The 25,443-nt window shown below is 59.6% G+C and carries 22 protein-coding genes, 5 tRNA genes and 1 pseudogene; 11 read left to right on the top strand and 17 right to left on the bottom strand.

The genetic code is table 11. The annotated features are described in order from the left end of the window. Positions 1-62: 62 nt before the first annotated feature. The 6 genes from GGD53_RS30205 to GGD53_RS30180 form a co-directional block, all read right to left on the bottom strand. A complete protein-coding gene (locus GGD53_RS30205) occupies positions 63-989 on the bottom strand; it encodes a DUF2167 domain-containing protein (RefSeq protein ID WP_184460377.1) in 927 nt (308 codons plus the stop codon). A gap of 73 nt (positions 990-1,062) precedes the next feature. Beyond that, complete coding sequence (gene aat, locus GGD53_RS30200; RefSeq protein WP_184460376.1) at positions 1,063-1,677, bottom strand: leucyl/phenylalanyl-tRNA--protein transferase; 615 nt, start codon at positions 1,675-1,677, stop codon at positions 1,063-1,065. 7 nt (positions 1,678-1,684) lie between these two features. Beyond that, on the bottom strand, positions 1,685-3,034 hold the full coding sequence (gene accC, locus GGD53_RS30195; RefSeq protein ID WP_184460375.1) for an acetyl-CoA carboxylase biotin carboxylase subunit: 1,350 nt from the start codon (positions 3,032-3,034) through the stop codon (positions 1,685-1,687). A gap of 10 nt (positions 3,035-3,044) precedes the next feature. Next, entirely contained in the window at positions 3,045-3,521 is a 477-nt protein-coding gene (gene accB, locus GGD53_RS30190) for an acetyl-CoA carboxylase biotin carboxyl carrier protein (protein ID WP_184460374.1), read from the bottom strand. Between the two features lie 20 nt (positions 3,522-3,541). Next, positions 3,542-3,979 carry a type II 3-dehydroquinate dehydratase gene (aroQ, locus tag GGD53_RS30185; RefSeq protein ID WP_184460373.1) on the bottom strand — a complete coding sequence of 146 codons (438 nt, stop codon included), beginning with the start codon at positions 3,977-3,979 and terminating at the stop codon, positions 3,542-3,544. A gap of 160 nt (positions 3,980-4,139) precedes the next feature. After that, positions 4,140-4,898, bottom strand: coding sequence for a DsbA family protein (locus GGD53_RS30180; protein ID WP_064802212.1), 759 nt, complete (start codon positions 4,896-4,898; stop codon positions 4,140-4,142). 204 nt (positions 4,899-5,102) lie between these two features. On the opposite strand from GGD53_RS30180, the gene GGD53_RS30175 reads away from it, so the two are divergent. Continuing rightward, a complete protein-coding gene (locus GGD53_RS30175; protein WP_184460372.1) occupies positions 5,103-6,260 on the top strand; it encodes a pyridoxal phosphate-dependent aminotransferase in 1,158 nt (385 codons plus the stop codon). A gap of 39 nt (positions 6,261-6,299) precedes the next feature. Here the strand turns inward: GGD53_RS30175 and GGD53_RS30170 are convergent, their stop codons facing one another. Further along, positions 6,300-7,637, bottom strand: coding sequence for a DUF2778 domain-containing protein (locus GGD53_RS30170; protein ID WP_184460371.1), 1,338 nt, complete (start codon positions 7,635-7,637; stop codon positions 6,300-6,302). Positions 7,638-7,845: 208 nt separating this feature from the next. Further along, positions 7,846-9,696 (bottom strand): PHA/PHB synthase family protein, encoded by a 1,851-nt coding sequence (locus tag GGD53_RS30165; RefSeq protein WP_246717918.1) that lies wholly within the window; start codon positions 9,694-9,696, stop codon positions 7,846-7,848. A gap of 146 nt (positions 9,697-9,842) precedes the next feature. Here GGD53_RS30165 and GGD53_RS30160 point away from each other — a divergent pair, with 146 nt between their 5' ends. The 5 genes from GGD53_RS30160 (at position 9,843) to recJ (ending at position 15,370) form a co-directional block, all read left to right on the top strand. Then, complete coding sequence (locus tag GGD53_RS30160; protein ID WP_184460370.1) at positions 9,843-10,256, top strand: hypothetical protein; 414 nt, start codon at positions 9,843-9,845, stop codon at positions 10,254-10,256. A 222-nt stretch (positions 10,257-10,478) separates the two neighbouring features. Next, complete coding sequence (locus GGD53_RS30155) at positions 10,479-11,696, top strand: LL-diaminopimelate aminotransferase (protein ID WP_097598741.1); 1,218 nt, start codon at positions 10,479-10,481, stop codon at positions 11,694-11,696. 62 nt (positions 11,697-11,758) lie between these two features. Next, positions 11,759-13,084: a homoserine dehydrogenase gene (locus GGD53_RS30150; protein ID WP_064810226.1), complete on the top strand. Its 1,326-nt coding sequence runs from the start codon at positions 11,759-11,761 to the stop codon at positions 13,082-13,084. 157 nt (positions 13,085-13,241) lie between these two features. Then, positions 13,242-13,487 carry a hypothetical protein gene (locus GGD53_RS30145; protein ID WP_184460369.1) on the top strand — a complete coding sequence of 82 codons (246 nt, stop codon included), beginning with the start codon at positions 13,242-13,244 and terminating at the stop codon, positions 13,485-13,487. A gap of 80 nt (positions 13,488-13,567) precedes the next feature. Next, a complete protein-coding gene (gene recJ, locus GGD53_RS30140; protein WP_184460368.1) occupies positions 13,568-15,370 on the top strand; it encodes a single-stranded-DNA-specific exonuclease RecJ in 1,803 nt (600 codons plus the stop codon). Positions 15,371-15,418: 48 nt separating this feature from the next. On the opposite strand, the gene GGD53_RS30135 is transcribed toward recJ, so the two are convergent. The 5 genes from GGD53_RS30135 to gloA all read right to left on the bottom strand — a co-directional run bounded on the left by GGD53_RS30135 (position 15,419) and on the right by gloA (position 17,755). Further along, positions 15,419-15,493 (bottom strand) — tRNA-Glu (locus GGD53_RS30135). A 176-nt stretch (positions 15,494-15,669) separates the two neighbouring features. Continuing rightward, a tRNA-Glu gene (locus GGD53_RS30130) sits at positions 15,670-15,744 on the bottom strand. 75 nt (positions 15,745-15,819) lie between these two features. After that, a tRNA-Glu gene (locus GGD53_RS30125) sits at positions 15,820-15,894 on the bottom strand. Positions 15,895-16,092: 198 nt separating this feature from the next. Further along, positions 16,093-17,148, bottom strand: a complete 1,056-nt coding sequence (locus GGD53_RS30120; protein ID WP_184460367.1) for a D-Ala-D-Ala carboxypeptidase family metallohydrolase — start codon at positions 17,146-17,148, stop codon at positions 16,093-16,095. A gap of 166 nt (positions 17,149-17,314) precedes the next feature. Continuing rightward, positions 17,315-17,755 (bottom strand): lactoylglutathione lyase, encoded by a 441-nt coding sequence (gene gloA / locus GGD53_RS30115; RefSeq protein ID WP_184460366.1) that lies wholly within the window; start codon positions 17,753-17,755, stop codon positions 17,315-17,317. A gap of 194 nt (positions 17,756-17,949) precedes the next feature. Between gloA and GGD53_RS30110 the strand changes: the two genes are divergently transcribed. Continuing rightward, positions 17,950-18,528 carry a cold-shock protein gene (locus GGD53_RS30110; RefSeq protein ID WP_064802232.1) on the top strand — a complete coding sequence of 193 codons (579 nt, stop codon included), beginning with the start codon at positions 17,950-17,952 and terminating at the stop codon, positions 18,526-18,528. Position 18,529: 1 nt separating this feature from the next. Beyond that, entirely contained in the window at positions 18,530-19,015 is a 486-nt protein-coding gene (locus tag GGD53_RS30105; protein ID WP_184460365.1) for a DUF192 domain-containing protein, read from the top strand. A 63-nt stretch (positions 19,016-19,078) separates the two neighbouring features. On the opposite strand, the gene GGD53_RS30100 is transcribed toward GGD53_RS30105, so the two are convergent. Beyond that, positions 19,079-19,155 (bottom strand) — tRNA-Pro (locus tag GGD53_RS30100). Between the two features lie 669 nt (positions 19,156-19,824). Here GGD53_RS30100 and GGD53_RS30095 point away from each other — a divergent pair. Continuing rightward, positions 19,825-20,130 carry an ETC complex I subunit gene (locus GGD53_RS30095; protein ID WP_008526983.1) on the top strand — a complete coding sequence of 102 codons (306 nt, stop codon included), beginning with the start codon at positions 19,825-19,827 and terminating at the stop codon, positions 20,128-20,130. Positions 20,131-20,187: 57 nt separating this feature from the next. Further along, a tRNA-Arg gene (locus tag GGD53_RS30090) sits at positions 20,188-20,264 on the top strand. Positions 20,265-20,852: 588 nt separating this feature from the next. Here GGD53_RS30090 and GGD53_RS30085 read toward each other — a convergent pair. Beyond that, complete coding sequence (locus GGD53_RS30085) at positions 20,853-22,931, bottom strand: choice-of-anchor Q domain-containing protein (protein ID WP_184460364.1); 2,079 nt, start codon at positions 22,929-22,931, stop codon at positions 20,853-20,855. A gap of 1,203 nt (positions 22,932-24,134) precedes the next feature. Between GGD53_RS30085 and GGD53_RS30080 the strand changes: the two genes are divergently transcribed. Next, a complete protein-coding gene (locus GGD53_RS30080; protein ID WP_246717917.1) occupies positions 24,135-24,512 on the top strand; it encodes a hypothetical protein in 378 nt (125 codons plus the stop codon). Positions 24,513-24,767: 255 nt separating this feature from the next. Here GGD53_RS30080 and GGD53_RS30075 read toward each other — a convergent pair whose 3' ends face one another. Next, entirely contained in the window at positions 24,768-25,079 is a 312-nt protein-coding gene (locus tag GGD53_RS30075) for a hypothetical protein (protein WP_184460363.1), read from the bottom strand. A gap of 191 nt (positions 25,080-25,270) precedes the next feature. After that, positions 25,271-25,443, bottom strand: a pseudogene (locus GGD53_RS30070) (IS481 family transposase); the annotation flags it as partial.

The following is a 25,443-nucleotide window of genomic DNA, read 5'->3' as shown; positions in this document are numbered from 1 at the left end:
GCTGGGGCAGACGCCGAAAAAGCTTCACAATTTCGGCGCCATCCCCCGGTTAGGCCGCGAGCCTATGCCGTGGGTGTCTTGTTTCGCCTAAAAAGACCTCTGGCAAAACGAAGCGCACCGCCAAGCACGATGACAACAAGGATGCCGGCCTTTTTCAGGAAGGCGGCGGCAAGCGCCAGAAGCCCCACCTTTGCGGCGATCTTGGCGCCAGCACCGGCGGCGATCATCCCGGCCATTCCGTAGGCCGCGATCTTGTCACCTTCGACGAAATCGCTATAGGCCATTCCCTTGTCGAACTGCACGAGCGTCGTGACGGTCGGAATGACCTGCTCGATCTCCTTCAAATGGCTCAGGCCGGCCACGAAATCGAACTCGAATACGCCCTCGCGGCCAAGAACGCGTACGGAGTAGTTGAGCGTATGCGGGGCTTGCGCATCATCGCCGAACAGCAGATCGCGCGCCCAATGCAACGCATGCGCAGACTTGTCGTAATGCGGCGTCGAGGCCCAGCCGATAAGCGTGATCTCTTGAAAACCCTGCTTTTCGCGCTCGACGTTGTTTTCCCGGATGGAATCCTTGATGTTCTGCAGCAGTTCATCGTAATCGGTCGTGGCGGCGTCGGCGTCTGAGACATATCCGTCGGCGCTGTATTCGACGATGGAACCCCAGGCCGCGATATCGGTCGGCGCGTATTTCACCGGGAAGATCATCCCCATCGTTCCCTCCGCCGCCTGCGGCGGATTTCCCCAGATATCGACCAGCACCTTCTTCGTATCTGCGGAATTGAGATAATAGAAGCCTTCGGGCACGTTAAGCGTTGCCTTTGCAGCAGGCAGCTTGATCGCACCCTGCTGAAAATCGAGCTTTTGCAGCAGTGGTTTTTCTGCGTCCGAAAAAGCCCTGCCAGGGAACATCTCCTGGTAAGGGCGTGCCCCGGCTTGAGCCGTGAACAAGGCGAAAAGGATTGCGGCCGCAAAACATCGTTTCAAAATTCTATCCCCCGTTGCATGACCGAACCTATTCAAATCGGCTCGAAAATCAACGCAAGGGTGAGGATCACGTTTAAAACTTGAGGTGTGGCGATTCCATCGCGCTGGCGAGCAACAGCGCATATTCGGCCTTCGGCACGTCGATCGCTCCGAACGTTTTCAGATGCTCGGTGGTGAATTGCGTGTCGAGCAGCGTGAAACCCTTTTCCCTCAGCCGGTCGACCAGGTGCACAAGGCAGATTTTCGAGGCGTCCGTCCGGCGTGAAAACATGCTTTCGCCGAAGAAGGCCGAGCCAAGCGAGACGCCGTAGAGACCGCCGACCAGTTGATCGCCGTCCCAGGCTTCGACGGTATGAGCATGACCGATTTCGAACAGCGTGGAATAAAGCGATCGGATCGTCTGGTTGATCCAGGTGCTCGGACGCCCGGATGTTTCCTCCGCGCATGCCGCGATCACCTGGTCGAAAGCGTAATCGAAGCGGATTTCGAAGGGTTTCCTGCGCACCGTTCTGGCGAGGCTCTTCGAGATGTGGAAATCACCGAGCGGCAGAACGCCGCGCAATTCCGGTTCGACCCAGAAGATCTCCGGGTCGTCGGCGGATTCGGCCATCGGAAAGAGGCCGATGGAATAGGCGCGCAGGAGGATGTCAGGGGTTATGCCTGGTGACTTCCTGCGCGATCCTGCCATTCCTGTCCTATGCCGCCGGCGTGTTGGCGAGGTAATGTTCCAGCCAGTGGATGTCGTAGTCGCCGTTGGCGATATCCTGGTTGGAGACGAGATCCTGGAACAACGGCAGCGTCGTCTTGATCCCGTCGACGACGAATTCGTCGAGCGCGCGGCGCAGGCGCATCATGCATTCGACGCGGGTGCGGCCGTGCACGATCAGCTTGCCGATCAGGCTGTCGTAATAAGGCGGGATCTTGTAGCCCTGATAGGCGCCGGAATCGATGCGCACGCCAAGGCCGCCCGGCGCATGGAAATGCGTGATCGTGCCGGGTGAGGGCACGAAGGTGCGCGCATCCTCGGCATTGATGCGGCATTCGATGGCATGGCCGGAAAAATGCACTTCGTCCTGAGTCACGGAAAGGCCGCCGCCGGAGGCGACGCGGATCTGTTCGTGCACCAGGTCGATGCCGGTGATCGCTTCGGTGATCGGATGCTCCACCTGCAGGCGGGTGTTCATTTCGATGAAATAGAACTCGCCGTTCTCGTAGAGGAATTCGATCGTGCCGGCGCCGCGATATTTCAGTTTCTTCATGGCATCGGCGCAGACCTGGCCGATCTTCATGCGCTGCTCGACGTTGAGCGCAGGCGAATTCGCCTCTTCCCAGACCTTCTGGTGACGGCGCTGCAGCGAACAGTCGCGTTCGCCGAGATGAATGGCGTTGCCTTCACCGTCACCGAAGACCTGGATTTCGATGTGGCGCGGCTTGCCGAGGTATTTTTCCATGTAGACGGCATCGTTGCCGAATGCGGCTGCCGCCTCCGTGCGCGCCGTCGACCATGCCTCGATCAGATCGGCCTCGCTCTTGGCGACCTTCATGCCGCGCCCGCCGCCGCCGGCCGTTGCCTTGATCAGCACGGGATAACCGATTTCGGCGGCCGTCCGCAGCGCATCCTCTTCGGTCTTCACTTCGCCGTCCGAGCCGGGAACGACGGGGATGCCAAGTTCCAGCGCCGTCGTCTTGGCGGTGATCTTGTCGCCCATGATACGGATGTGATCCGCCGTCGGCCCGATGAAGGTGATGCCGTGCGCTTCCAGGATGTCGGCAAACTTGGCGTTCTCCGACAGAAAACCATAGCCCGGGTGCACGGCATCGGCGCCGGTGATCTCGCATGCGGCGACGATCTGGTGGATATTGAGATAGCTCTCGCGCGAGGAGGGCGGACCGATGCACACGCTTTCGTCGGCAAGGCGCACATGCATGGCATCGGCGTCGGCGGTGGAATGCACCACGACGCAGGCAATGCCGAGCTCCTTGCAGGCCCGAAGCACGCGAAGGGCGATTTCCCCGCGATTGGCGATGAGGATTTTCGAAATCATGGGCTTGGGCCTATTCGATGACGACGAGGGCTTGGCCGTATTCGACGGGATGTCCGTCATCGACGAGGATCTCGGTGACCTTGCCCGATTTCGGCGAGGGGATCTGGTTCATCGTCTTCATCGCCTCGATGATGATGAGCGTCTGGCCTTCCTTGACGGTGGCGCCGATTTCGATGAAGGGACGTGCGCCCGGAGCCGGCGCCATATAGACGGTGCCGACCATCGGCGCATTAACGACATTCGCCGGGTTGCGGCCGGGTGCTGCGGCGGGGGCGGCAGCGGCGGCTGCCGGAGCGGCGGCTGCTGCCGGAGCGGCAAAGGCCGGTGCAGCGATCGGTGCCTGGACGTATTGCGGCATGCCGCCGCGCGAAACGCGGATGCGCAAGTCGTCCTGCTCGACCTCGATCTCCGTCAGATCCGTCTCGTTGAGGATGTTGGCGAGATCGCGGATCAGTGCCTGATCGATACCCGATTTCTTTTCAGCCATGGTGTTGCCCTGTCTTCTTCTTATGCCGTGATGTTCTTCAGCGCTTGCAGCGCCAGGATGTAACTATGAGCCCCGAAGCCGCAGATGACGCCCTTGCATGCCGGCGCGATCATCGATTCGTGGCGGAATTCTTCCCGCGTATGGACGTTGGATATGTGGAGCTCGACGACGGGAATCGAAATAGCGCGGATCGCGTCGTGCAACGCAACTGACGTATGCGTGTAGGCACCTGCGTTGATGGCGACGCCGGCGGCCTTTTCGTCGGCCTCGTGAAACCAGTCCACAAGCGTGCCTTCGTGGTTGCTCTGACGGAAGTCGATATCAAAGCCGAGTTCGCGCCCGGCTGCCTTGCAGTCTGCCTCGATGTCCTTGAGCGTCTTGCCGCCATAAATGCCGGGCTCTCGTTTACCCAGCATGTTCAGGTTTGGACCGTTCAGGACAAAAATCGTTTGCGTCATCGAATGTTCCGTAAATGCACGACGGCAACCTATAGACTCCGCGAGGGCTGAATGAAAGCCCTTACGGGTTGGCCGGCAGGAATCGCGCCACATTTGTCCACATGGCTGAAACGCTTCGATTCTGGCGATTTGATGAGCGGCTGGTCGGCTGTCCGCTTCCTCAGCAGGCGGTCTTGCCGCAGCTGCGCATGTTCTTGACCTTGGCTTCGAGATCGTCGAGCCCGACGGCGCCCGGGACCAGCTCGTTGCCGATCACATAAGAGGGCGTGCCGCTGATGCCGAGGCTGGAGGCAAGCTGATAGGTCGCCTGAACGATCCCATCGTTCGGGCTCTTCGCCATCTCGGCGCGAATCTTGTCTTCGCTGACGCCGAGAGAGCCTGCGACGGCGATCGCACTGTCTTCCGAAGCGCGGCCTTCGCTGCTGAGAAGGGCGACATGGAAATCAGCATATTTGGCAGGCGCCAGCCTGCGGAAGGCGTCGGCCACTTTGTGGGCGGCAACCGAATCCGGCCCGAGGATCGGGAATTCCTTGAGCACGAAGCGGACGTTCGTGTCCTTCTTCAGCATCGCCTGCATGTCGGGAAGCGCGTGACGGCAGTAGGTGCAATTATAATCGAAGAATTCGACGACGGTCACATCGCCCTTGGGATTGCCGAGCGTGACGTCATCCTTTGAATTGAAGATGTTGGCGGTGTTCTCCTCGATTGCCATATTGGCCTTCACCAGCCGCGCAGCTTCCTGCTTCTTCTGCAGCGCGTCCTGGACGTCGAGCATGATCTCCGGGTTTTCGATCAGATATTGCTTGATGAATTCGCCGAACTCCTTCTTCTGCTGATCGTCGAGCGCTGCCGCCGGAAACGGAAGCGCGATCGATGCGGCGAGCGCCAGTGCGGTGAAGCTTTTTGAGAAGAAGGCCATGATATCCTCGTCATCGGCGATGCAGTCTTGGTCGAGAAAACCGTCGCCGGGTTATGGACTTGAACGCGTCGCGTCAAGGTACGGTGCGTCGAGTTCTGTTCAAACAGGAATTTTCATCCCTGCGCCGCCCTCGCGGGATTGTGATGAGCCGATTAATGCGGCAATTGTCTGGCCAATAGCGAAGAAGCCGAGCGAGAAGCGATCTTGTTTTCCATATCGAAACGCAGCGAAGTCGAGCCCTTTCATGCCATGGACGTGTTGGCGGAGGCGACGAAGCGGCGGGCAGCCGGCCACGCCGTTGTCTCGATGGCGGTCGGCCAACCCTCGCATCCCGCGCCTCGAGCTGCCCTCGAAGCGGCAAGCGCCGCCCTTGTCGAAGGCCGGATCGGTTATACCGATGCGCTGGGGACGGCGCGGCTGAAATCCGCACTTGCCTGGCACTACAAGGATCGTCACGGCCTGGAGATCGATCCCGCACGGATCGCCATCACCACCGGTTCCTCAGCCGGCTTCAATCTCGCCTTCCTCACGCTTTTCGATGCCGGCGATGCCGTGGCGATCGCAAGACCGGGTTATCCCGCTTATCGCAACATTCTCGGTGCGCTGGGGCTGAAGGTTCTCGAAGTGCCGGTGACAGCCGAGACCCACTTCACCCTGACACCTGAGAGCCTCGAGGCGGCGCAGCAGCAAAGCGGCGTCAGGCTCAAAGGCGTGCTGCTTGCAAGCCCCGCCAATCCGACCGGCACCGTGACCGGCCGTGAGGGGTTGAAGGCGCTTGCAGATTACTGCGCGGCCCAATCCATCGCCTTCATCTCCGATGAAATCTATCATGGGCTGACCTTCGCGGGAGAGGAGGCGAGCGCGCTCGAGCTGACCAACGAGGCGATCGTCATCAACTCCTTCTCCAAATATTACTGCATGACCGGCTGGCGAATCGGCTGGATGGTGCTGCCGGAACGGCTGGTGCGGCCGATCGAGCGGGTGGCGCAGAGCCTCTATATCTCGCCGCCCGAGCTCTCCCAGATCGCAGCGGTGGCCGCGCTTGGCGCAAGCGAAGAGCTCGATCATGTCAAGGCGAGCTATGCCGCGAACCGAGCGCTGCTGCTCGACCGCCTGCCCAAGATCGGCCTTGCGCCCGCTTCGCCGATGGACGGCGCCTTCTACGCCTATGTCGATGTCTCGCGCTTCACCAATGACAGCATGGGTTTTGCCAAACGCATGCTCGCAGAAATCAACGTCGCGGCGACACCAGGCCTGGATTTCGATCCGCTGGAGGGACATCGCACCTTGCGTCTCTCCTATGCGGGTTCGCAAGGAGAGATCGCCGAGGCGGTGGAGCGGATAGCCGTCTGGCTGACGTAGGGCTGCGGGAAGCGGCTGCTTGCCCACCTCCTTCTTAAACTAGCTTCGCGACGAAAACAGCGAGGCGAGCGTCGAGGCGGGCTTGTTGTTCAGCCGCGGCACCACCACCAGCTGCTTGATCTCGCCGCGTTTGTAGGCGGCCAGGAAGCGCTTGTAATCCTTGAAGGAAACGCAGCCGTTGGAATCGCCGTTCTTGCCGAGCATATAGGTATGGGCAAGCAGGCCGACGCGGTCATAGATGGCATCCGAGCCTTCCACCGGTGTCAAGCGCAGCGCTTCGACACCGTGAAAGAGGGCCTCGCGCATCGTAAGAACATAGGTATGCGGCGGCGTCGGTCCGCGCATCTTCTTGTCCACGTAACGCGGATTGTCGCGCATCTTGCCGAGACCGGAATGAGCCTCCAGCCGTTCGCCGTTCGGCAGGTAGACGGTGCTGTGTTCGATATCATAGATCGCGACACCTGCCCGCAGTTTCGGCGAGAAGACCGGCTTGTCGTAGCGCGGCACGGCATCGTCCTCATCGTCCTCGATCGGCGAGTTCGGCTGGGCATAGGCCAGGACAGGCCCGGCAGAGCGCTGCGCACCCTTGGCGGCCGGCGCCGGTTTGCCGACGAGTCCGTCCGGACGCGCCATTGGCAACGGCACGGAACCTGCATCGGGCGACAGGACGAGATCGAAGGGTTGATCCTCTGCCGCTGCGACCTCCACCGGTGCGGATTCTGTCGCAGGAACCGAGGCGGTTCTGACAGGGGACGCGATCGGCTCGATCGGGGCGGGCGCAACCTGCCGGGGGTCGGCATCAGCAAGCGCGAGCATCGCCTGGAGTTGGGCCGCGGCGACGGCCTCCTTCGACGGAACGATGATCCGGTCGCCGTCGTCTTCTTCAATCTCTGCCGAGGCGAGTTCGACCGGCGGCGGCGCGATCGCATCATCCTTGCGGAACTTGGCGCTGTCGGAAATTGCGGCGACGACCGGTTGCTCGGCAGCCGTGACGAGCCGATTGTTCTTCGTAAGAGCCGCCAATGCCGTTGCGGCAGCGGCAGTCTTTTCGGCGTGAGACTGGATGAGGCTTGCCGTCAGCGGCATTTTCGGCTTCGCGTTGAAGGCGGTCAGCCGGTCACCCTTGCCGACATGGATCAACCTCTCGAGGCGAGTTGACGACGCCACCTTCGAGGTAGCCCGGATCTGTGCCAGGCTATCGGGCGGAGAAAAGGGCGCAGCGACCGAATGCATCGTTGCCAAGGTCGCGATCAGCCATGTTGAGGTTAAAAGCCCGGCGCCGATGACACCGTAAAGAAAACCGCGAGATCTGTGCGAACGCAAAGCAGATCCGCCAAGAGGGGCGACGTTATCCAACGTCCCTACCGCAAACGCCATACTACACTCGTCTTTCAAACTCGCTACGCAGGCCGGCGGCACTGACTGACTAAAACTTCGCCGGGGCCGGTAAGGGCGCAAAGGGGCCGAATTTAGGCCGCTTGCGACTTCCGACTGTTTCGCGAGGATGACGAATTATGGTTTCTAATTTGTTTACGCGATATCGCTGTTTTTTAGGATGTCTCAAAAAGAGATGCCTGCCGGCGTCTCAGGTGCGTTCCATCACATAACTTCCCGGTGCTTCTTCGATCGCGTTCAGCGCACCGCCGCCGGGTTTGCGCGCCGCAACGCGTCTGCCGTCCTGCGCCTCGATCCAGGCCTGCCAATGAGGCCACCACGACCCCGGCGTCTCGGTGGCTTGCTCGAGCCAGGTCTCGTAGCCGCCCTTGGCCGGGCCGCCCGTCCAGAATTGGTATTTCTTCTTATCGGGCGGATTGACGACGCCGGCAATATGTCCCGAGCCGGTGACGACGAATTCCACCTTGCCGCCGAAGAACTGACTGCCGAGGAAGACCGATTTTGCAGGCGCGATGTGGTCCTCGCGTGTGGCGAGATTATAGATCGGGATTTTCACATCCTTCAGCGATACCCGCTTGCCGTCGAGGATCATCTGGTTCTGCGTCAGCGCATTGCGGAGATAGCAGTTGCGGAGGTAGAACGCATGGTTTGCCGCCGCCATGCGCGTCGAATCGGCGTTCCAGAACAACAGGTCGAAGGGCAGGGGCTCCTGACCCTTAAGGTAGCTGTTGACGAAATAAGGCCAGATCAGCTCGGAAGCGCGCAGCATGTTGAAGGCCATCGACATCTTCGTGCCGTCGAGATAGCCGGCCGCCTTCATATGCTCTTCGAGCGCGGCAAGCTGCTCCTCGTCGACGAAGACTTTGAGATCGCCGGCATGGGTGAAATCAACCTGCGTCGTGAAGAGCGTCGCGGTCTTGATGCGCCGGTTTTTCTCTTTGGCATGCAGCGCCAAGGTTGCCGCCAGCAGCGTGCCGCCGACGCAGTAGCCGACTGCATTGACGTCCTTCTCGCCGGTCGCCTTCTCTATCGTCTCGAGCGCGAAATCGACGCCCTCGCGGGCATAGGCCCCCCAGTCCTTCTCGGCGTGACGCGCATCCGGATTGACCCAGGATATGACAAACACTGTCTGGCCCTGGTCCACGCACCATTTGATGAAGGATTTCTGCGGGTTGAGGTCGAGAATATAGAACTTGTTGATCCAGGGCGGGCAGATCAGCAGCGGCCGTTTCAGCACGGTTTCGGTCGAGGCTTCGTACTGGATGATCTGGCAGATATCGTTCTGGGCGATGACTTTGCCCGGTGTCAGCGCCATGTCGCGGCCGACAGCGAATTTCGTCATGTCTGTCTGTCGAAGGCGAAGCTCGCCGTTGCCGGCAGCGATGTCCTCGGCGAGCATCTTCATGCCGCGCACCAGGTTTTCGCCGTTGCTTGCGATCGTCTCGCGGTAAAGCTGGGGGTTGGTAGCGATGAAGTTGCTCGGCGAAAGGGCTGCCGTGATCTGCTTCACGTAAAAGCCGGCCTTGTGCTTGGTGTGCTCGTCGAGGCCGTCGGTCTCCGACACCAGCTTGTCCACCCAGTCGCTCGTGACGAAATAGACCTGGCGGAGGAAATCGAAGAACGGATTTTTCTGCCAATCCTCGTCCGAAAAGCGCTTGTCCTTGCGGGTGTCGGGCTCGGGCGGCAGGGGCTCGCCCTGCACGCGCTGCATCGAGCGCATCCAGATGCCGAAGAACGAGGACATCAGCTGGGTCTGCGCCTCGAAGGTGCGGCGGGGATCGGAAATCCAATATTCGCTGACCTTGGAAAGCGTCTTGACCATGTCGGTCATCGGATCGATGGCGGTTTCGGTGATCTCGCCGCGTTCGCGCGGCGCAAGCCAGGCCGAGGCGGCCTGGCCGAGATTTTCGAGCGCCCGGGCGAAATTCATCGCCATGGTCTCGGGATCCTTCAACAGATAGGGTTCGAGATCGGTTGCGTCGAAACCGGTCTTGTCGCCATTCTTCTGGCCGCCACTTTCCTGCTTGCTGTCGGTCACCATTTCCTCCGGCGGCAGCACTCTTTTTATCCGTTTGTTGTACATCCTGACCGAACGAGAAAACAAGTTCCACCCGCATCGGCTCGTGCTATTGCTTTGTGGCTGCGACAAATTTAACAGTCGAGGCAATCAGAACTGGATTTTGAGGCATGAACAAGAACGGCATCCGGCGCATCGCAACCTTCAACCGCACCGCATTGATCTGCGCCGCGGCGGCGATGACCCTTGCCGGATGCAATCTGACGGCGGAGGAAAAAGCCGCAGCCGCCGCCAAGCGGGCGGCGCCGACCGCCGTCGTCATGCCGGCAACCAAGGGCGAGGCGGTCGAGGGCGGTCTGACGAAATCACCGGACGGCTACCCGAATTTCGGCGCGCCGCTGACGGCGGCCAATGTCCAGATGAGCGATGAACAGGCGGCCGAACTGCAGCATCAGTTGACCGCGCTTTCCACCCGGCGCAAGGCCGGCACGATCTCGGAAGCCGAATATCAGGCCAAGGTCGCCGAAATGCGCCGCCTTGCCGCCGAGCACGGTGCGCAGACGCTTTCCGAAATCTCCAAATAAATCTTGCCTTTCAGGCAATTTGGACGCAAAGCCTTCCGGATGGATCGGAAGATGCGATTTTCCCGATAATGCGTGGTCGTGCGGCCTTTCCGTCAAAGATTTGCCGCTTGGCTTGGGTCTGATGAATACGGCGCTGCGATTGTGAAGTTCGTGTCGCAGCTGCCGGGAGACGGAACGAACTTCGACCGCGGCTTAAAATGCCGCCTTTCCATGGGGAATGAAATGGAAGAGTTTCACAAAGTCCGGCGTTTGCCGCCTTATGTTTTCGAACAGGTCAATCGTTTGAAAGCAAGCGCGCGAGCGGGCGGCGCCGATATCATCGATCTCGGCATGGGAAACCCTGACCTTCCGACTCCCCAGGCGATCGTCGACAAGCTGTGCGAGGTCGTACAGGATCCGCGCACCCACCGTTATTCCTCCTCCAAGGGCATACCGGGCCTGCGCCGCGCCCAGGCCGCCTATTATGCCCGCCGTTTCGGCGTCAAGCTCAACCCGGATACGCAGGTGGTCGCCACCCTCGGCTCCAAGGAGGGCTTCGCCAATATGGCGCAGGCGATCACCGCGCCCGGCGACGTGATCCTCTGCCCGAATCCCACCTATCCGATCCACGCCTTCGGCTTCCTGATGGCCGGCGGCGTGATCCGCTCGATGTCGGTGGAGCCGGACGAGACCTTCTTCCCGCCGCTTGAGCGCGCGGTCCGCCATTCGATCCCGAAGCCTTTGGCGCTGATCCTCAACTATCCCTCGAATCCGACGGCCTTTGTCGCGACGCTCGATTTCTACAAGGACGTCGTCGCCTTCGCCAAGAAGCACGACATCATCGTGCTGTCTGACCTTGCCTATTCGGAGATCTATTTCGACGGCGCTCCGCCGCCGTCGGTTCTCGAAGTGCCGGGCGCAATGGATGTGACGGTCGAGTTCACCTCGATGTCGAAGACCTTCTCCATGCCCGGCTGGCGCATGGGCTTTGCCGTCGGCAACGAACGGCTGATCGCGGCGCTCACCCGCGTCAAATCCTACCTCGATTACGGCGCCTTCACGCCGATCCAGGTGGCGGCGACGCATGCCCTGAACGGCGATGGCTCCGACATTGCCGAAGTTCGCAATGTCTATAAGCGCCGCCGCGACGTCATGGTCGAAAGCTTCGGCAAGGCAGGCTTCGAAGTGCCGCCGCCGGCAGCCACCATGTTCGCCTGGGCGAAGATCCCGGAAAAGTTCCGTCATCTCGGTTCGCTTGAGTTTTCCAAGCTGCTGGTCGAAAAGGCCGACGTCGCCGTTGCTCCGGGCATCGGCTTCGGCGAGATGGGCGACGACTATGTCCGTCTGGCGCTTGTCGAGAATGAACACCGCATCCGTCAGGCTGCGCGCAACATCAAGAAGTTCATGTCGACGGCAGACGAGACGATGCATAACGTCATCTCGCTCAACGCCCACCGTTAATTCCAACTCTTGGGCAGCCGCGTTCGGCGGCTGCCGCCACACAGACATTTCAGGATCGATCCATGGCAGATGCCCTCAAAATCGGCATTGCGGGCTTAGGCACCGTTGGCGCCTCGCTTGTCCGCATCATTCAGCAGAAGAGCAACGAGCTTGCTGTCACCTGCGGACGTCCGATTACGATCACCGCGGTTTCCGCGCGCGACAAAACGCGGGACCGAGGCGTCGATCTTTCTGCCGTCACCTGGTTCGATCGGCCCGAGGATCTGGCCGAAAAGGGCGATATCGACGTCTTCGTCGAACTGATGGGCGGCGCCGAAGGGGCTGCCAACGTCTCGGTGCGCGCCGCGCTGCAGCGCGGTCTCCATGTGGTGACAGCCAACAAGGCGCTGCTCGCCTATCACGGCGTCGAGCTTGCGACGATCGCGGAAGAGAAGGGCTCGCTGTTGAATTTCGAGGCGGCGGTCGCCGGCGGCATCCCCGTCATCAAGGCGCTGCGCGAATCGCTGACGGGCAACGCCGTCTCGCGCATCTACGGCATCATGAACGGCACCTGCAATTACATACTGACCAAGATGGAGAAGGAGGGGCTTTCCTTCGCCGAATGCCTCAAGGAAGCGCAGCGGCTGGGTTATGCCGAAGCCGATCCCGCCTTCGATATCGAGGGCAACGATACCGCTCACAAGCTCGCCATCCTGACGACGCTTGCCTTCGGCAATCGCATCGCGGCCGACGACATCTATCTCGAAGGCATCACCAATATCTCCATCGAGGACATCCACGCCGCCGCCGAACTCGGTTATCGCATCAAGCTGCTCGGCGTTGCCCAGCGCACCGAGACCGGCATCGAGCAGCGTGTGCACCCGACCATGGTCCCGGTCGATTCCGTCATCGCCCAAGTCGACGGCGTTACCAATGCGGTGGCAATTGAATCCGACGTCCTCGGCGAACTGCTGATGGTCGGTCCAGGCGCCGGCGGCAATGCGACGGCCTCGTCCGTGCTTGGCGATATCGCCGATATCGCCAAGAGCCAGCCGGGCGCTCAGCGCGTGCCGGTGCTCGGTCATCCCGCAAAGGCGCTGGAACCTTACCGCAAGGCGCAGATGCAGAGTCACGAGGGCGGATATTTCATCCGCCTGACTGTACTCGACCGCACCGGCGTCTTTGCAAGCGTCGCCACCCGCATGGCGGAAAACCACATCTCGCTCGAATCGATCGTCCAGCGCTCCACGCAGCATCTGGCCCCATCGCATCACCAGACGATCATTCTCGTCACCCATGCGACGATGGAAGAGTCCGTGCGCAAGGCGGTCGCCTCGATAAAGTCGGAAGGCTATCTCTTCGGCGAACCGCAGGTGATTCGAATCGAACGGCCGAAAGAAGAAGCTTAAGCATTTTTCGCCTGAGGGTATGAGCCCGCTCTGTCTCTGGCAGGGCGGCTTTTTTTGTTAATCGTTCAGCCTCTCCTGCGGAAGTCTATATTACCAAATGCCGAAATATTGATATAAATAAAACCACAGATGGTGAGTCGCCGGCGTGGAGTATTTCATGAGCAAGGACAGCCACGCCGGAAAGGAGCATGGCAGCCCGAGCAAGGTGCCGCCAGCCCGCCCTGATATGTTTGCAGACATCCTCAAGCCGATGCGCCCTGACCTTCGGGACGACAGCCATGACGAGGCCCTTGACGATGAACATACGGAAGGCCGCAACTGGGCAATTCTGCTGACGCTGTTTTCGGTCTTGCTGGTGCAGATCGGTGGCATCGCCGTGATCGTCTGGCTGATCTTCTGGTAAAAATCCGTGTCTGCAAATCCGTCGCTATGTTATCTCCGCTGCTCCTGTAGAAAGAACAGATGAAGTCAGCGGAGTTTGGAATGGCAGATCTCGTCGATCCGGTACAGCGCGCGTTTCTTGGCGTGGAGAAATCCGCACTCGACAATCGCTGGGTTGCAAGACTCGACCAGGCCGGCCAGAACCGGGCGCTCGCCATGGCGCAGGTTCACGGGCTGCCGGATCTGATCGCCCGCGTTCTCGCAGGACGCGGCGTCCCGGTTGACGAAGCGATCGAATTCCTCGATCCGACGATTCGCAGCCTGATGCCCGATCCCCACACGCTGACCGATTGCGAGAAGGCGGCAACCCGCCTCGTGCGTGCGATCGAGCGCGGCGAGAGCGTGGCGATTTTCGGCGATTACGACGTCGACGGAGCGGCCTCCTCGGCGCTGATGTTCCGCTTTCTCAGCCATTTCGGCGTCAAGGCGAACATCTACATTCCCGACCGCATCTTTGAAGGTTATGGCCCCAATCCGGCAGCGATCAACCAGCTGATCGACAATGGCGCCCGGCTGATCGTCACCGTCGATTGCGGCTCCACCAGTCACGACGCGCTTGCCGCCGCTGCCGCGCGCAATATCGATGTCGTCGTCGTCGATCACCATCAGGTGACACATGAGCTGCCGCCCTGCCATGCGCTGGTCAATCCCAACCGCGAGGACGATCTGTCGGGGCAGGGGCATCTTTGCGCGGCCGGCGTCGTCTTCATGGTGCTGGTCGCGACATTGCGGCTGCTGCGCGCGGCCGGCAACAAACGCATCCTGGCGCTCGACCTGCTGCAATGGCTTGACATCGTGGCGCTTGCGACGGTCTGCGATGTCGTGCCGCTGAAGGGACTCAACCGCGCCTATGTGGTGAAGGGGCTGGTCGCTGCCCGCCACCAGAGCAATGCCGGGCTTGCCGCGCTCTTCCGCAAGGCAGGGCTCGCCGGCCCCGTGACACCCTATCATTTCGGCTTTCTGATCGGCCCGCGCATCAATGCCGGTGGACGGATCGGTGACGCCGCACTCGGAAGCCGCCTGCTGACGCTCGATGATGCGGGCGAGGCGGAGGTGATCGCGCAGCGCCTCGACGAGCTCAACCGTGAACGTCAGGCGATGGAGGCGATGATGCTGCAGGAGGCTGAAGCCGAGGCGCTTGCCGAATATGGCGACGGCGAGGGCGCCTCCGTCATCGTCACCGCCCATGAGAAGTGGCATCCCGGCATCGTCGGGCTGATCGCCGCGCGGCTGAAGGAGAAATTCAAGCGGCCCGCCTTCGCGATCGCTTTCGATCCCTCCGGCCGTGGTACCGGCTCAGGCCGCTCCATCAATGGTTTCGACATGGGCAGGATGGTGCGGGCTGCGGTCGAGGAGGGCATCCTGGTCAAGGGTGGCGGCCATGCCATGGCGGCGGGGCTGACGGTCGAGCGCGCCGATCTTGGCAGGTTAAGGACCTTCTTTACGGAGAAGGCCGCAAGGACGGTGGCGAGCCTCGTCGCCAACGAGACATTGAAGATCGATGGCGCAATCGGCGCAAGCGGCGCCACGCTTGAACTCATTGACCGCCTGGAAGCCGCCGGCCCCTATGGCTCCGGCCACGCCCAACCGCTTTTTGCGGTACCGGCGCATCGGGTACGAGACGCGCGCCTGGTCGGCGAGAAACATGTGAAGGTGACGCTGGAGGCGATGGACGGGTCGCGGCTCGATGGAATCGCCTTCCGCGCCGCCGATACCGGCCTCGGCAACCTTCTCATCAATTCACGCGGCGCGAGCCTCCATGTCGCGGGCTCGCTCGGCGCCGAACATTATCAAGGCGCGCGCCGCATCCAGCTGCGCGTCTGCGACGCAGCGCCGGCGAGATAGCACGCATGCGAAAGCCGCCGTCGGAAGAGCGAATATAAGGAAGTAAAGTGGCACGCCCTAGGGGAGTCGAACCCCTCTTCCCAGAATGAAAATCTGGTGTCCTAACCGATAGACGAAGGGCGCTTCCTTCGTGGTGGCGCCCTTATAGTCAGCACCTTCGAAAGCCGCAAGCGCCAAGGCGCGAAAAAAACACGGTTTTTGCCGATTTTTTTTAGCTGTGGAAAACCATGGCGCTACGGGGCGGCGGATGGCTGGAAATATCGAACCGGCGGGGGCGTTGGCGGCAATCATAAGCTCGATGGTACGCCCTAGGGGAGTCGAACCCCTCTTTACAGAATGAGAATCTGTCGTCCTAACCGATAGACGAAGGGCGCAGGCCAGCCTCGTTAAAATAGGCGTACGCGCCGGCTTCTGCAAGCGGATGCGATGGCTTCTATATGGAGAGAAAGTGGCACGCCCTAGGGGAGTCGAACCCCTCTTCCCAGAATGAAAATCTGGTGTCCTAACCGATAGACGAAGGGCGCTTCCTTCGTGGTGGCGCCCTTATAGTCAGCACCTTCGAAAGCCGCAAGCGGCAAATTCGATTTTTTTCAAAAAAATGACAGATAGTCCGGCGCCCCTGGCATTTCAGATTACTGCTGCCGAATCAAAGGCTTGTACCGCCTACCAGAAGCATATGAAGTTCAGCTGACCTAAGGTGAGGGAACTTCGTGCCGACGATGTCAGATCGCTCTTGCGGTGATTACGGGCGCCCGTTTATCGCCGCAGCCCCAGTTCCAGTCGCGGCTCTTGCCGGTGTCGAGGTGGACCGAGTCGGTGTGGCAATAGGTGCCGACCCCGCCGCGATCCGGCAAGGATCTTATATAGACGGCGATATCCCACTTCGACACGCCGTCGATCTGAATGTCTGCGGCCTCACAACTCTTGTGCATCGATTCGTCAGCGCCACCGACCAGGCGGTTATGTTCTTCGTCGCGATAGCCTGACGTGACGATGACAGGCCGGCCGAAATGGTTTTCGACCGTCTTGATCACTTTCAGCAGGTCAGGCTTGAAGCAGCCGACCTCGACATTGTCGTTCTGGACGTGCAGCCCGTTCGGCGCAACACGCGTCATGCCGGGCAGGGCGGCTTTGTGTAGGAGGCCGGAAAGACTGCCGAGCAGGTTCTGCTTCGGCGCGCTGTAAAGCGCGTTTGTCGTCGAGGCCGGGATACCGCCCGTCGCCAGCGAGGCTGTTTGTACGGGCGCAGGCTGCGTGCCGGAATTTTCGGACGATTGCTGCGGCCGCACCGGGGCGGCCTGCTGTGAGGGCATGATCGGCTGGCTGTAGACGCTGCTTTTTGCAGGTGCCACTCCTTCCGTCGGCGCATAAGCCTGCGGCTGGATGACGGTGGACGTGCTGTTGTTCTGCGGCGGCGGCTGGTGATCCGAAAAGATGCTCATCGCCTGCGCGTTGATCCGTGTCGACTGCATGACGAGCCCGCCTATATTGGCAGGCGCCGCCATTGCCGGATCGGCCGGCGGGACGGCGGCATTCGCATTCCCTGCCACGACCTGGGCGCCGGAGACGTTGACAAGCCGGGGGTCGGTATAGACTGAGCGCGGGGCAGATTTCACGGGCGCCGTTGCGCCAAGCTGTGGCGCTGCGGCCGCCGTCGCCGGAACCGCCGCGGCGGAATCGAGCGTCTTCTTGTTCGATACGCAGCCGGAAAGCGCCAGCATCGAGGTGGCGATCAGCAATGCGCCCGTAATGGGCATCCGCATCTCGAGGTCACGCAAGCAATCGGTCTCCGGTTGATGCGAAAAACGGCGAAATATCGCCATCCTCCGCTTCGAGTCACCGGGAGATTGCCTGCGGGGCCGGGTCGCGGCAAGCGCCAAGGCGCCGGCCGGACCCGAAATCGCAAAAGCCGCAAGCTTCGCAAAAGCCTTGCGGCCAAAACCCTTACCAGGCGCCGGTATTGCCCATGGAAGCCCAGGGTTCGGCGGCCGGAAGCGGGCTTCCCTTCTGCAGAATTTCGATCGAAATGCCATCGGGCGAGCGCACGAAGGCCATGTTGCCGTCGCGCGGCGGCCGATTGATGGTAATGCCGTTATCCATCAGCTTCTGACAGATCGCGTAAATATCATCCACCTCATAGGCGAGGTGGCCGAAATTGCGTCCTCCGCTATAATCCTCCGTATCCCAGTTGTAGGTGAGCTCGAGGCAGGGGGCTTTTTCGCTGCGCGCACGGTCGAGATCGTCGCGAGCGGCCAGGAAAACCAGGGTAAAGCGGCCCTTCTCGTTCTCATGGCGGCGAATCTCCCCCAGTCCGAACAGCGTGGTATAGAAGGCAAGCGAAGCGTCCAGATCTTTGACGCGAACCATCGTATGAAGATAACGCATTCTATCTACTCCTTTATAGGGGCTGGCCTTTTTGGCGAGCCGAGGTCAGCTTCGGGCAAGTCATCTTTATAAAATGTGCAGCTGGGAATAACCGAAAACTAGGACTTGCGCTTATCCGTTACCAAGATGTTAATCTTGATTTCAAGAATCAGTTAACCGTAACAGTGTGACGCGTATTCGAGGGGCTGGCGATAATGGCTGATAGGATTTCATCGAACGCATACACCGATGTCGACGAGTTGTCGTCAGAAGCGGTCGATCTTGTCGAAATCACCGGTGTCGTCAAATGGTTCGACGTCGCCAAGGGCTTCGGCTTCATCGTGCCTGATAACGGCATGCAGGATGTCCTCCTGCATGTGACCTGCCTGCGCCGCGACGGCTACCAGACGATTCTCGAAGGAACGCGCATCGTCGCTCTCGTCCAGCGCCGCGAGCGTGGCTACCAGGCCTTCAAGATCCTCTCGATGGATCAGTCGACTGCCATTCATCCCTCGCAGCTGCCGCCGGTGCGCACCCATGTGCAGGTCACGGCCACGAGCGGGCTCGAGCGTGCGCTTGTCAAGTGGTTCAACCGCACCAAGGGCTTCGGCTTCCTGACGCGCGGTGAGGGCACCGAAGACATTTTTGTGCACATGGAGACGCTGCGCCGCTTCGGGCTGACGGAGCTGCGCCCCGGCCAGGTGGTCCTCGTCCGCTTCGGCGATGGCGAAAAGGGCCTGATGGCCGCAGAGATCCATCCCGACGTTCCGAGCCCGGCAAGCCGGTCGCACTGACATGTGCGGTCTTGTCCTGTTTCATGCGATCAGAAGCGCCGTCATGGCGCTTTTTTTCTTGGTCGCCCTGCCGGCTTTGGCTGAGGAGGAGATGCGGTTCGACAAGGAGCCGCTGCTCATCCAGACAGCCGCGGGCAAGATGCTGCATTTCACCGTCGAGGTCGCCGCCACCGGTGATCAGCGCGCCCGCGGGCTGATGTTCCGCAAGTCGATGGCCGATGACGCCGGCATGATTTTCGACTTCGGGCAAACACGGCGCGTCGCCATGTGGATGGAGAACACCATCCTGCCGCTCGACATGCTCTTTGCCGACGACACCGGCACGATCCGCCACATCAAGGAAAACGCAAAACCCTATTCACGCGACATCATCGATTCGATGAGCCCGGTGAAATACGTCGTCGAACTCAATGCCGGCATCGTCACCAAACTCGGAATCAAGCCGGGCGACAGAATCGTCAGCGCCACGACGACGAAGGCGAAGTGACGGCGCACCAGCTCGCGAGGTGCGATGCGGCTAAAAAGAAATCCAAGAAATCAGGATATTGAATGGTCGGAGTGGAGAGATTCGAACTCCCGACCCTCTGGTCCCAAACCAGATGCGCTACCAGACTGCGCTACACTCCGTGCCGTGATTGGCAGCGGGAATACACGGTTCACTTCGCCGTCGCAACCCATAAATCCAGCTGTCGCCGGAGATTTCTCACCAGGCCTGTGGATGCAAGGGGGAAAAGCGCGGTCGGCCGTCAATTTACCTGTGAGCCGCAATTGGACGTCAAGGGCGATCAGCCTTAGCCGCGGGCGATCAGGCCGATATATTGGGCATAGCTGATAGCGACATAGAAGAAAGCGGTGATGCCAGCTCCTATCATAATGGCATTGAACTCTGTCGAACGTCTCATCATGCGTGCATCCACTGAAGCCGATTGAGGCGCAAACTAGTGCGCGTGGCCGGCTGCGGCAATCAGCTTGTGATCACAACATGAGACAATTGGTAATATTGCGCAATCGCCTGGAATTCCTGCGGATTTAGGTGGAATGGCAAGCGACATCAGGGATGAATGTGCTGAGCCGCCCGAGTTAACGATAAGCCTTGCCCAACACATTGGCGCATTGTCGGTGTGGCTGTGGCAGCGGCGTCGCGATCCGCTTTTTTCTTGAAAAAACGGGGATTCGCGGATAAGCAAAATTCAACTCTTCGCGTTATCGCAAACGACGAAGCAAGGGCCCGGCAACGGGATTGAGACCATGAAGGGCGGGGCGCTCTGTCCCCGCATATTCGGAGATGCCGCAGTCATGTCTGCCAAGATCTATCGTCCTGCTAAGACCGCCATGCAGTCCGGCAAGGCCAAGACCCATCTCTGGGTGCTTGAATTCGATCAGGAGTCGCCGCGCAAGATCGATCCGATCATGGGCTACACTTCCTCGGGTGACATGCGCCAGCAGGTAAAGCTCACCTTCGAAACGCAGGCGCTTGCCGAAGCCTACGCCCAGCGCAACGGCATCGAATACCGCGTCATCGCGCCGAAGGACCCGGCCCGTCAGGTTGTGGCCTACCCGGATAATTTCCGCTATACCCGCACGCAACCCTGGACGCATTGAGATTTCTCGTCCACATATGGCGCATTCGGTCGCGCTCTTTAAACGTGACCGCCGGACGGCCCCTTAGCTCAGCTGGATAGAGCACCTGCCTTCTAAGCAGGTTGTCGCAGGTTCGATTCCTGCAGGGGTCGCCACCTGCTTCGGTTAAGGAGTTAGGTGTTCTCGTTCAGTTTCTCAAAAGATATTGCGAGCGTTTTCTTGGCGGCCTTCCGCGGGCAACAGTTGCAGCCGAATCGCTTGCTGGGCGAGCGTTTTGCTCAGTATACGCGGCCTCCCAGCTGCGCATTAGCCCAAGATCAACTGATTGATTGCATCGGCTCGGGTGTTCGATCCGAGAAAGCCCCGCCGAAGCGGGGCAAGTCTTGACAAACACGGATCGCACAGGAGGAACACCCGCGCTTTCCTGCTGCTAAGACGGAAAAGGGATCTGCCAGGTTTTCCAGTACGGTGTTGGACAGAGGCGTCCCGCTGGTCGCAGCAGTTCTTGCGCTGTTTCGCCCTAAGACGAGGCTTCAATGCTGCTGTGGATCAAGATTAGGTGGATTGAAAACCGCAGCGCGTGGATGGGATCGCCGCTCGGGCTACGCCCTCCCAGCTTGCTCATCCACGCGCTGAAGTAGCCGAAGCTTGCGCGCCGCGTGGCGGTTTTACCCCGCCGTCGACATTTGGCGATTGTTAGCACCATTGTTGCGGCGATCGGACGACCGCCGCAACGGGTATGATTACAGGAGAAAATCGCCTGCTCCCAGCTGGACGTGGCCCTGCAGCTGAATCTCGAAGTCATGAACGCCGTCGCCGTTCAAATCGGCCTGGATAACGGTATGGTCGTCCTCGTAGTGCCACGCGAGCGCGCCAGCCTTCTTGTCGAACAAGGCATTCTCCTGCGCCTGGAAATGGAAGGCTGCATCGCCCTGCGCAGAGCCATTCGCATCTATCGCCGAGAGGTCGATCTTATCCACGCCGTGCTGGAAGTCGCTGATGACGTCGCGGTTCGAGCCGGACCCAGTTTCCGTCGCAGTTTTGAAGACAAATGTATCCGAGCTGGTGCCACCGGTCATGATGTCCTTTCCGGCACCGCCAATGATGACGTCCGCGCCGGCGCCGCCGTCAAGCTTGTCCGCGCCGGCCCCGCCATTGAGAACGTTGCCGCCGTTATTGCCGCCGGCCAGCACGTCGTCGTAGCTGGAGCCGGTCACGTTCTCGATGCTGACGAGCTTGTCACCGGTGGCGTGCCCGCCCGATGCGGTCCAAGTCGCCAAGCTGACATGGACCCCCGCGTCGGAACCCGCATAGCTGGCCGTGTCGTTGCCAGTACCGCCATCGAGCACGTCCGCGCCGGCGCCGCCCTTCAACACGTCATTGCCGGCGAGACCCTTGAAGGTTTCGTTGCCGCCGTTGGACTCACCGGTGTGCGGCATGATGTCATTGCCGTTGGTGCCGGTATATTCCTTCGTGGTGGTCGGCGAAGTCGGTTGCGTCGGCGAAGTCGGTGACGTCGGCGAAGTCGGTGAAGTCGGTGAGGCTGGCGACGTCGGCGCGGTTGGCGAAGTCGGCGCGGTTGGCGAAGTCGGCGCTGTTGGCGAAGTCGGCGTGGTTGGCGTTCCCGATGTGGGGCTGGAGCCGGATTCATAGGCACCCATGTCGACAGTTCCAACGACGCGATGGTCGCCGTCCAGATCGACGGAGCTGACGCCGTACTTGCTGGTCCCGTGGTCGATCGCCGTCGAGCTGGAGCTGAGGTGGAAGTTGTCGCTCGATGCCCCTACGAATTTAGGGTCAACGCCGAGCTGGTTGCCGTTCGCCGTGCTCGGCATCGCGTTGCCGCCGTCCGTCTTGACCGAGGCTTGGCCGGCCGTGCCGTTATACGTGATGTTGTTGGCCCAGACGACGTTGTTGTTGGTGCCGCCGCTTGACGTATTATCGATCGCAGTGTTGTTCTTGTTCAGCGACGGGTCGGTTACGGCGACGTTGTTGACCCAGGTGTTGTTGCTCGATGCCGAGTTGCTGAGCTCGCCCCGCCAGGTGCCGGTGTTCGCCGGGTCCTGATTGTTGTGGTATGCGGTGTTGTTCGACACAGTGACGGAGTCGCTCCAGGTAACCTGAATGCCTTTGCCGCCGTTCCCGTAGACGAGGTTGTTGTCGACCAGGGTCTTGAACGTGTAGTTCGGGTTACCGCTCGCCTGCGTGCTCTGGAAATCGTCGATGATGATGCCGTTGCCGTCGGTGTGCTCACCAGACTTTGTGACGTTGTCGTGCGAGATGTTGTTGCGCACGATGTTCCGGTATCCGTCCGTCGAGGTATCACCGGTGATGTTCCGGTTCTGGTAGATGGAGATGCCCGAGAACCAGCCTGTCGAAGCGTTATTGTAAGTCTCGTTGCCTTCGATGTGGACGAAGTCCGACTGGTTGAACTGGATGCCCGACTCCCCGCTGCCGTGGACCTTGTTGTTGAGGATCTGGACGTGGTGGACATTGTTCGCTTCGATGCCGTCGCCTTTGGCGCCGCCGATGTCAAAGCCGTCGATTACCACGTGGTTGGCGTTGACACTGATCGCGTTCCACGAGCCCGCGGGCGGCCGGATCAGCGCCCCGCCGGGCACTTCCGAGCGGAGCGTGATGTCGCCTGCCGCCGAGCCGTCCTTGTCGATGTTGATGCTCTCGTTGTAGGTCCCCGGTTTCACCACGACCTCGTCGCCAGGCTTAAGGTTCGAAGCCATCGCCTCACTGATCGTGCGAAAAGGAGAGGAGGCACTGCCGTTACCGCCGCCGCTGCTGCTCGAAGCTACGTAGTATGTTGTCATGGTTTTGTTCCTCAACTTCAGCGTTGTCTAATATTTAGTGGTTAATCATGCGTTGCGGCGGGGCTTATAGGACGACGTTCTGAAGGGTGCAACAGCATCGAAACAGTAAGTACTTGAGAAACATAGCCATATTGCTGCCACAATATCCAGATCACTCCCAAGTTACATTTTGAAATATTTGTGGAAATTCGATTTGCCAAAATTGGGACAAAATATATATCTCGCGTGCCGCGAATTATTCTTTCTGCAACTATGGCGGCACCCGCCCATTGAAAAGATTAGGAAAACCTCATGGACATGACTGGAATCCTGCCGCCCAGGCCGGATTCAACATTTTTTCTGATTTTTTCAATTTTTGGCAGCTTCGCCTTCACAATTGGGGCTAATTGAGAGGGCCGTGGCATCGCCAACACCCTCTCTGGGGTGCTCGATTCGATCATGAGTCGCTTTCAAGACTGATTAGATAATGGGCACACCGCTCCTCTGCCGACACATGCCAGAAGGTGAAATTCGCCTTCGAAGCGCAGGCTTTGGCGGAAGCCTATACTCAGCGCAACGGCTTCGAATGCGTGTGATCGCGCCGAAAAACACCGCTCAGGTGGTGGCGTATCCCGAACAATCCTGAACTCGAACCTGCCAATTTAGAGAGCGTGGGCAGGGCAATTCATCCATGGCTCGGGTTCCAATCGCCAGATTATAAGGGAAATTTGCTCGGACCCCTCATTTGACATGGAGGCGGCTGATCCCAATTGCGGCGCGGGTCCTTCGGCGGCACATCGAGCGCAACGGCGAATGTTCAGACGCTCTCGGCCTCGCAGTTGTTCTATGGGGAGAGAAATATTGATCTTCTTCGTGGCTGGTCTTTCCGATACCGGAGCCATGACAATTTCGGTTGGCTGTCATGTCGTCACGCAGGCGGCAAACAGTTCCATAGAGATCATCTTTGATACGTCGCGGAGGCGAATAATATTGTCCAAGACTGTCCAGTAATTGTCGCAAGAGGTTTATTCGTGTTGTACGCCGCAGCCAATAAAAATACGGAAATCCTGAGGATGTCGCCGAAAAGTTGAAATGTTGTAGAATTATATATGTTTCAACCTAAGCCTTACTGTTCCTAGCCACAATAGGTGGGATGCTGCCGCCGAAAACGGCGTGTACCCTCCCTGTCAATTCTTAGGGGGCGAGTATGAGAACGATTTTTTTTTGAACATCGGCGCCGCTGCATTTCTATATGCAATGAACGCCTACGCCGTTGATCTTCCTGCGGGCGCCAAAAAGGCTACAATGGACGAGTTCAAAGCTTTGGCTGACGGTAAGCCTGTGAAAGTAGAAATTCTCGATCTGGAAAAGCCTGTGTCCGCCGAACTCGTTTGGAGTTGGAAGAAGGGCACCATTACCGGTAAAGCCGATATCGGCGGCAAAACGATCGACGTGAAAACAAAACTCACCTTCAAGGGCGATAAGGCCTGTTCTGCCGGCAAAGGCGAAAAGCCAAGCTGCCACTTTATCTATATCGATGGCGACAAGTTCTACGAAGTTCGCGATGACATGAAAGTCCATGCTGTCTCGACCGTCGGATGAGGTTCGCAGTCCATCCCGCAGCTCCCGACCTCCGCACTTATGGAGCTCGGTCCGATCCCGCTGCTCCCGTTGCCCTGAAAGCGGCGCTGTAGCTTCCATCATCCCTGCGGTAATTGCCGGACGGCAAGGGGCGGTCATCCGACAGCGCCAAAAGCTGATATGCGGCCGCCGCCGTCGACAAGCCACGCCGATACAGCCGGGCTTGTGTTCCTGGCTTTTGAAGTCCTATGGCAGACTAGAACCGTTCGGTTCTTCTCAGCGATCCAGGAAATGATCGAAGTAAATCTTGGGGATGGGGTAAGCGTAGACGCCTCGATCGACAAAGCCGCGCCTGTAGAGGCAATTTCTGAGCGCCGCGTTATAGTACAGGCTCTGCGGATCCGGTGACCCGCGTCGCCATGAGCCTGCCTCCGGCACGCACCACTGAAGAGCTTTATCGTATCGAGAGAGGAGGGTGGCGTCTGTGTCGACCCGTACGCCGCTGTAGGATTGATAGTTTGAAGGAGATTCTGCGGCCGAAATACAGCCCAGGCTAAGTGCAACGCCAACGACTGCCATCAATCTCATTGGGTTTAGTTCTCCTCTGGTTGATCATCGAAGTAATCGAGCGGGAGGTTATTTGTTTCAACGCCTGCGGGCAAGAGGGTTGGGCTGCTAGAGCAATTCTAGGAAAAGTGTGAATCGGTTTTCCGTCCCGGAGTGCGTAAAAACAAAAACTTAGAGCGGTTTCTGCGCTTCCATGAAAAAGCTGAACCGCTCTAGGTGTGGAGCCTCAACAGGTTGTCCTGGGTAAGAGCGAGTCTGCTGATTGGTGGTTTTGAATTTAGGCTTCCGTAAGGCCTGTGCCAATTGTAGCGATGGAGCCATCGTGGCAGCTCGGCGGCGCGCGTGTCTGAGTTGGGATAGGCGACAGCGTAGGCCCACTCTCTGA

The organism is Rhizobium aethiopicum (assembly GCF_014197535.1).
In the GTDB taxonomy this organism is placed as follows: domain Bacteria; phylum Pseudomonadota; class Alphaproteobacteria; order Rhizobiales; family Rhizobiaceae; genus Rhizobium; species Rhizobium aethiopicum_A.
Note: the sequence above shows the minus strand (reverse complement) of the source record. Positions and strands in the feature narration are given on the sequence as shown.

Excerpts from the sequence above, each read along its gene's own strand:
- GGD53_RS30105 (WP_184460365.1), top strand. The coding sequence starts at position 18,530 with ATGTGCGGTCTTGTCCTGTTTCATGCGATCAGAAGCGCCGTCATGGCG.
- GGD53_RS30085 (WP_184460364.1), bottom strand. The coding sequence starts at position 22,931 with ATGACAACATACTACGTAGCTTCGAGCAGCAGCGGCGGCGGTAACGGC.
- GGD53_RS30155 (WP_097598741.1), top strand. The coding sequence starts at position 10,479 with ATGGAAGAGTTTCACAAAGTCCGGCGTTTGCCGCCTTATGTTTTCGAA.
- GGD53_RS30165 (WP_246717918.1), bottom strand. The coding sequence starts at position 9,696 with ATGGTGACCGACAGCAAGCAGGAAAGTGGCGGCCAGAAGAATGGCGAC.
- GGD53_RS30110 (WP_064802232.1), top strand. The coding sequence starts at position 17,950 with ATGGCTGATAGGATTTCATCGAACGCATACACCGATGTCGACGAGTTG.
- GGD53_RS30145 (WP_184460369.1), top strand. The coding sequence starts at position 13,242 with ATGAGCAAGGACAGCCACGCCGGAAAGGAGCATGGCAGCCCGAGCAAG.
- GGD53_RS30095 (WP_008526983.1), top strand. The coding sequence starts at position 19,825 with ATGTCTGCCAAGATCTATCGTCCTGCTAAGACCGCCATGCAGTCCGGC.
- aroQ (WP_184460373.1), bottom strand. The coding sequence starts at position 3,979 with ATGACGCAAACGATTTTTGTCCTGAACGGTCCAAACCTGAACATGCTG.
- GGD53_RS30150 (WP_064810226.1), top strand. The coding sequence starts at position 11,759 with ATGGCAGATGCCCTCAAAATCGGCATTGCGGGCTTAGGCACCGTTGGC.
- accB (WP_184460374.1), bottom strand. The coding sequence starts at position 3,521 with ATGGCTGAAAAGAAATCGGGTATCGATCAGGCACTGATCCGCGATCTC.
- GGD53_RS30170 (WP_184460371.1), bottom strand. The coding sequence starts at position 7,637 with ATGGCGTTTGCGGTAGGGACGTTGGATAACGTCGCCCCTCTTGGCGGA.
- gloA (WP_184460366.1), bottom strand. The coding sequence starts at position 17,755 with ATGCGTTATCTTCATACGATGGTTCGCGTCAAAGATCTGGACGCTTCG.
- GGD53_RS30075 (WP_184460363.1), bottom strand. The coding sequence starts at position 25,079 with ATGAGATTGATGGCAGTCGTTGGCGTTGCACTTAGCCTGGGCTGTATT.
- GGD53_RS30180 (WP_064802212.1), bottom strand. The coding sequence starts at position 4,898 with ATGGCCTTCTTCTCAAAAAGCTTCACCGCACTGGCGCTCGCCGCATCG.
- accC (WP_184460375.1), bottom strand. The coding sequence starts at position 3,034 with ATGATTTCGAAAATCCTCATCGCCAATCGCGGGGAAATCGCCCTTCGC.
- GGD53_RS30160 (WP_184460370.1), top strand. The coding sequence starts at position 9,843 with ATGAACAAGAACGGCATCCGGCGCATCGCAACCTTCAACCGCACCGCA.
- aat (WP_184460376.1), bottom strand. The coding sequence starts at position 1,677 with ATGGCAGGATCGCGCAGGAAGTCACCAGGCATAACCCCTGACATCCTC.
- recJ (WP_184460368.1), top strand. The coding sequence starts at position 13,568 with ATGGCAGATCTCGTCGATCCGGTACAGCGCGCGTTTCTTGGCGTGGAG.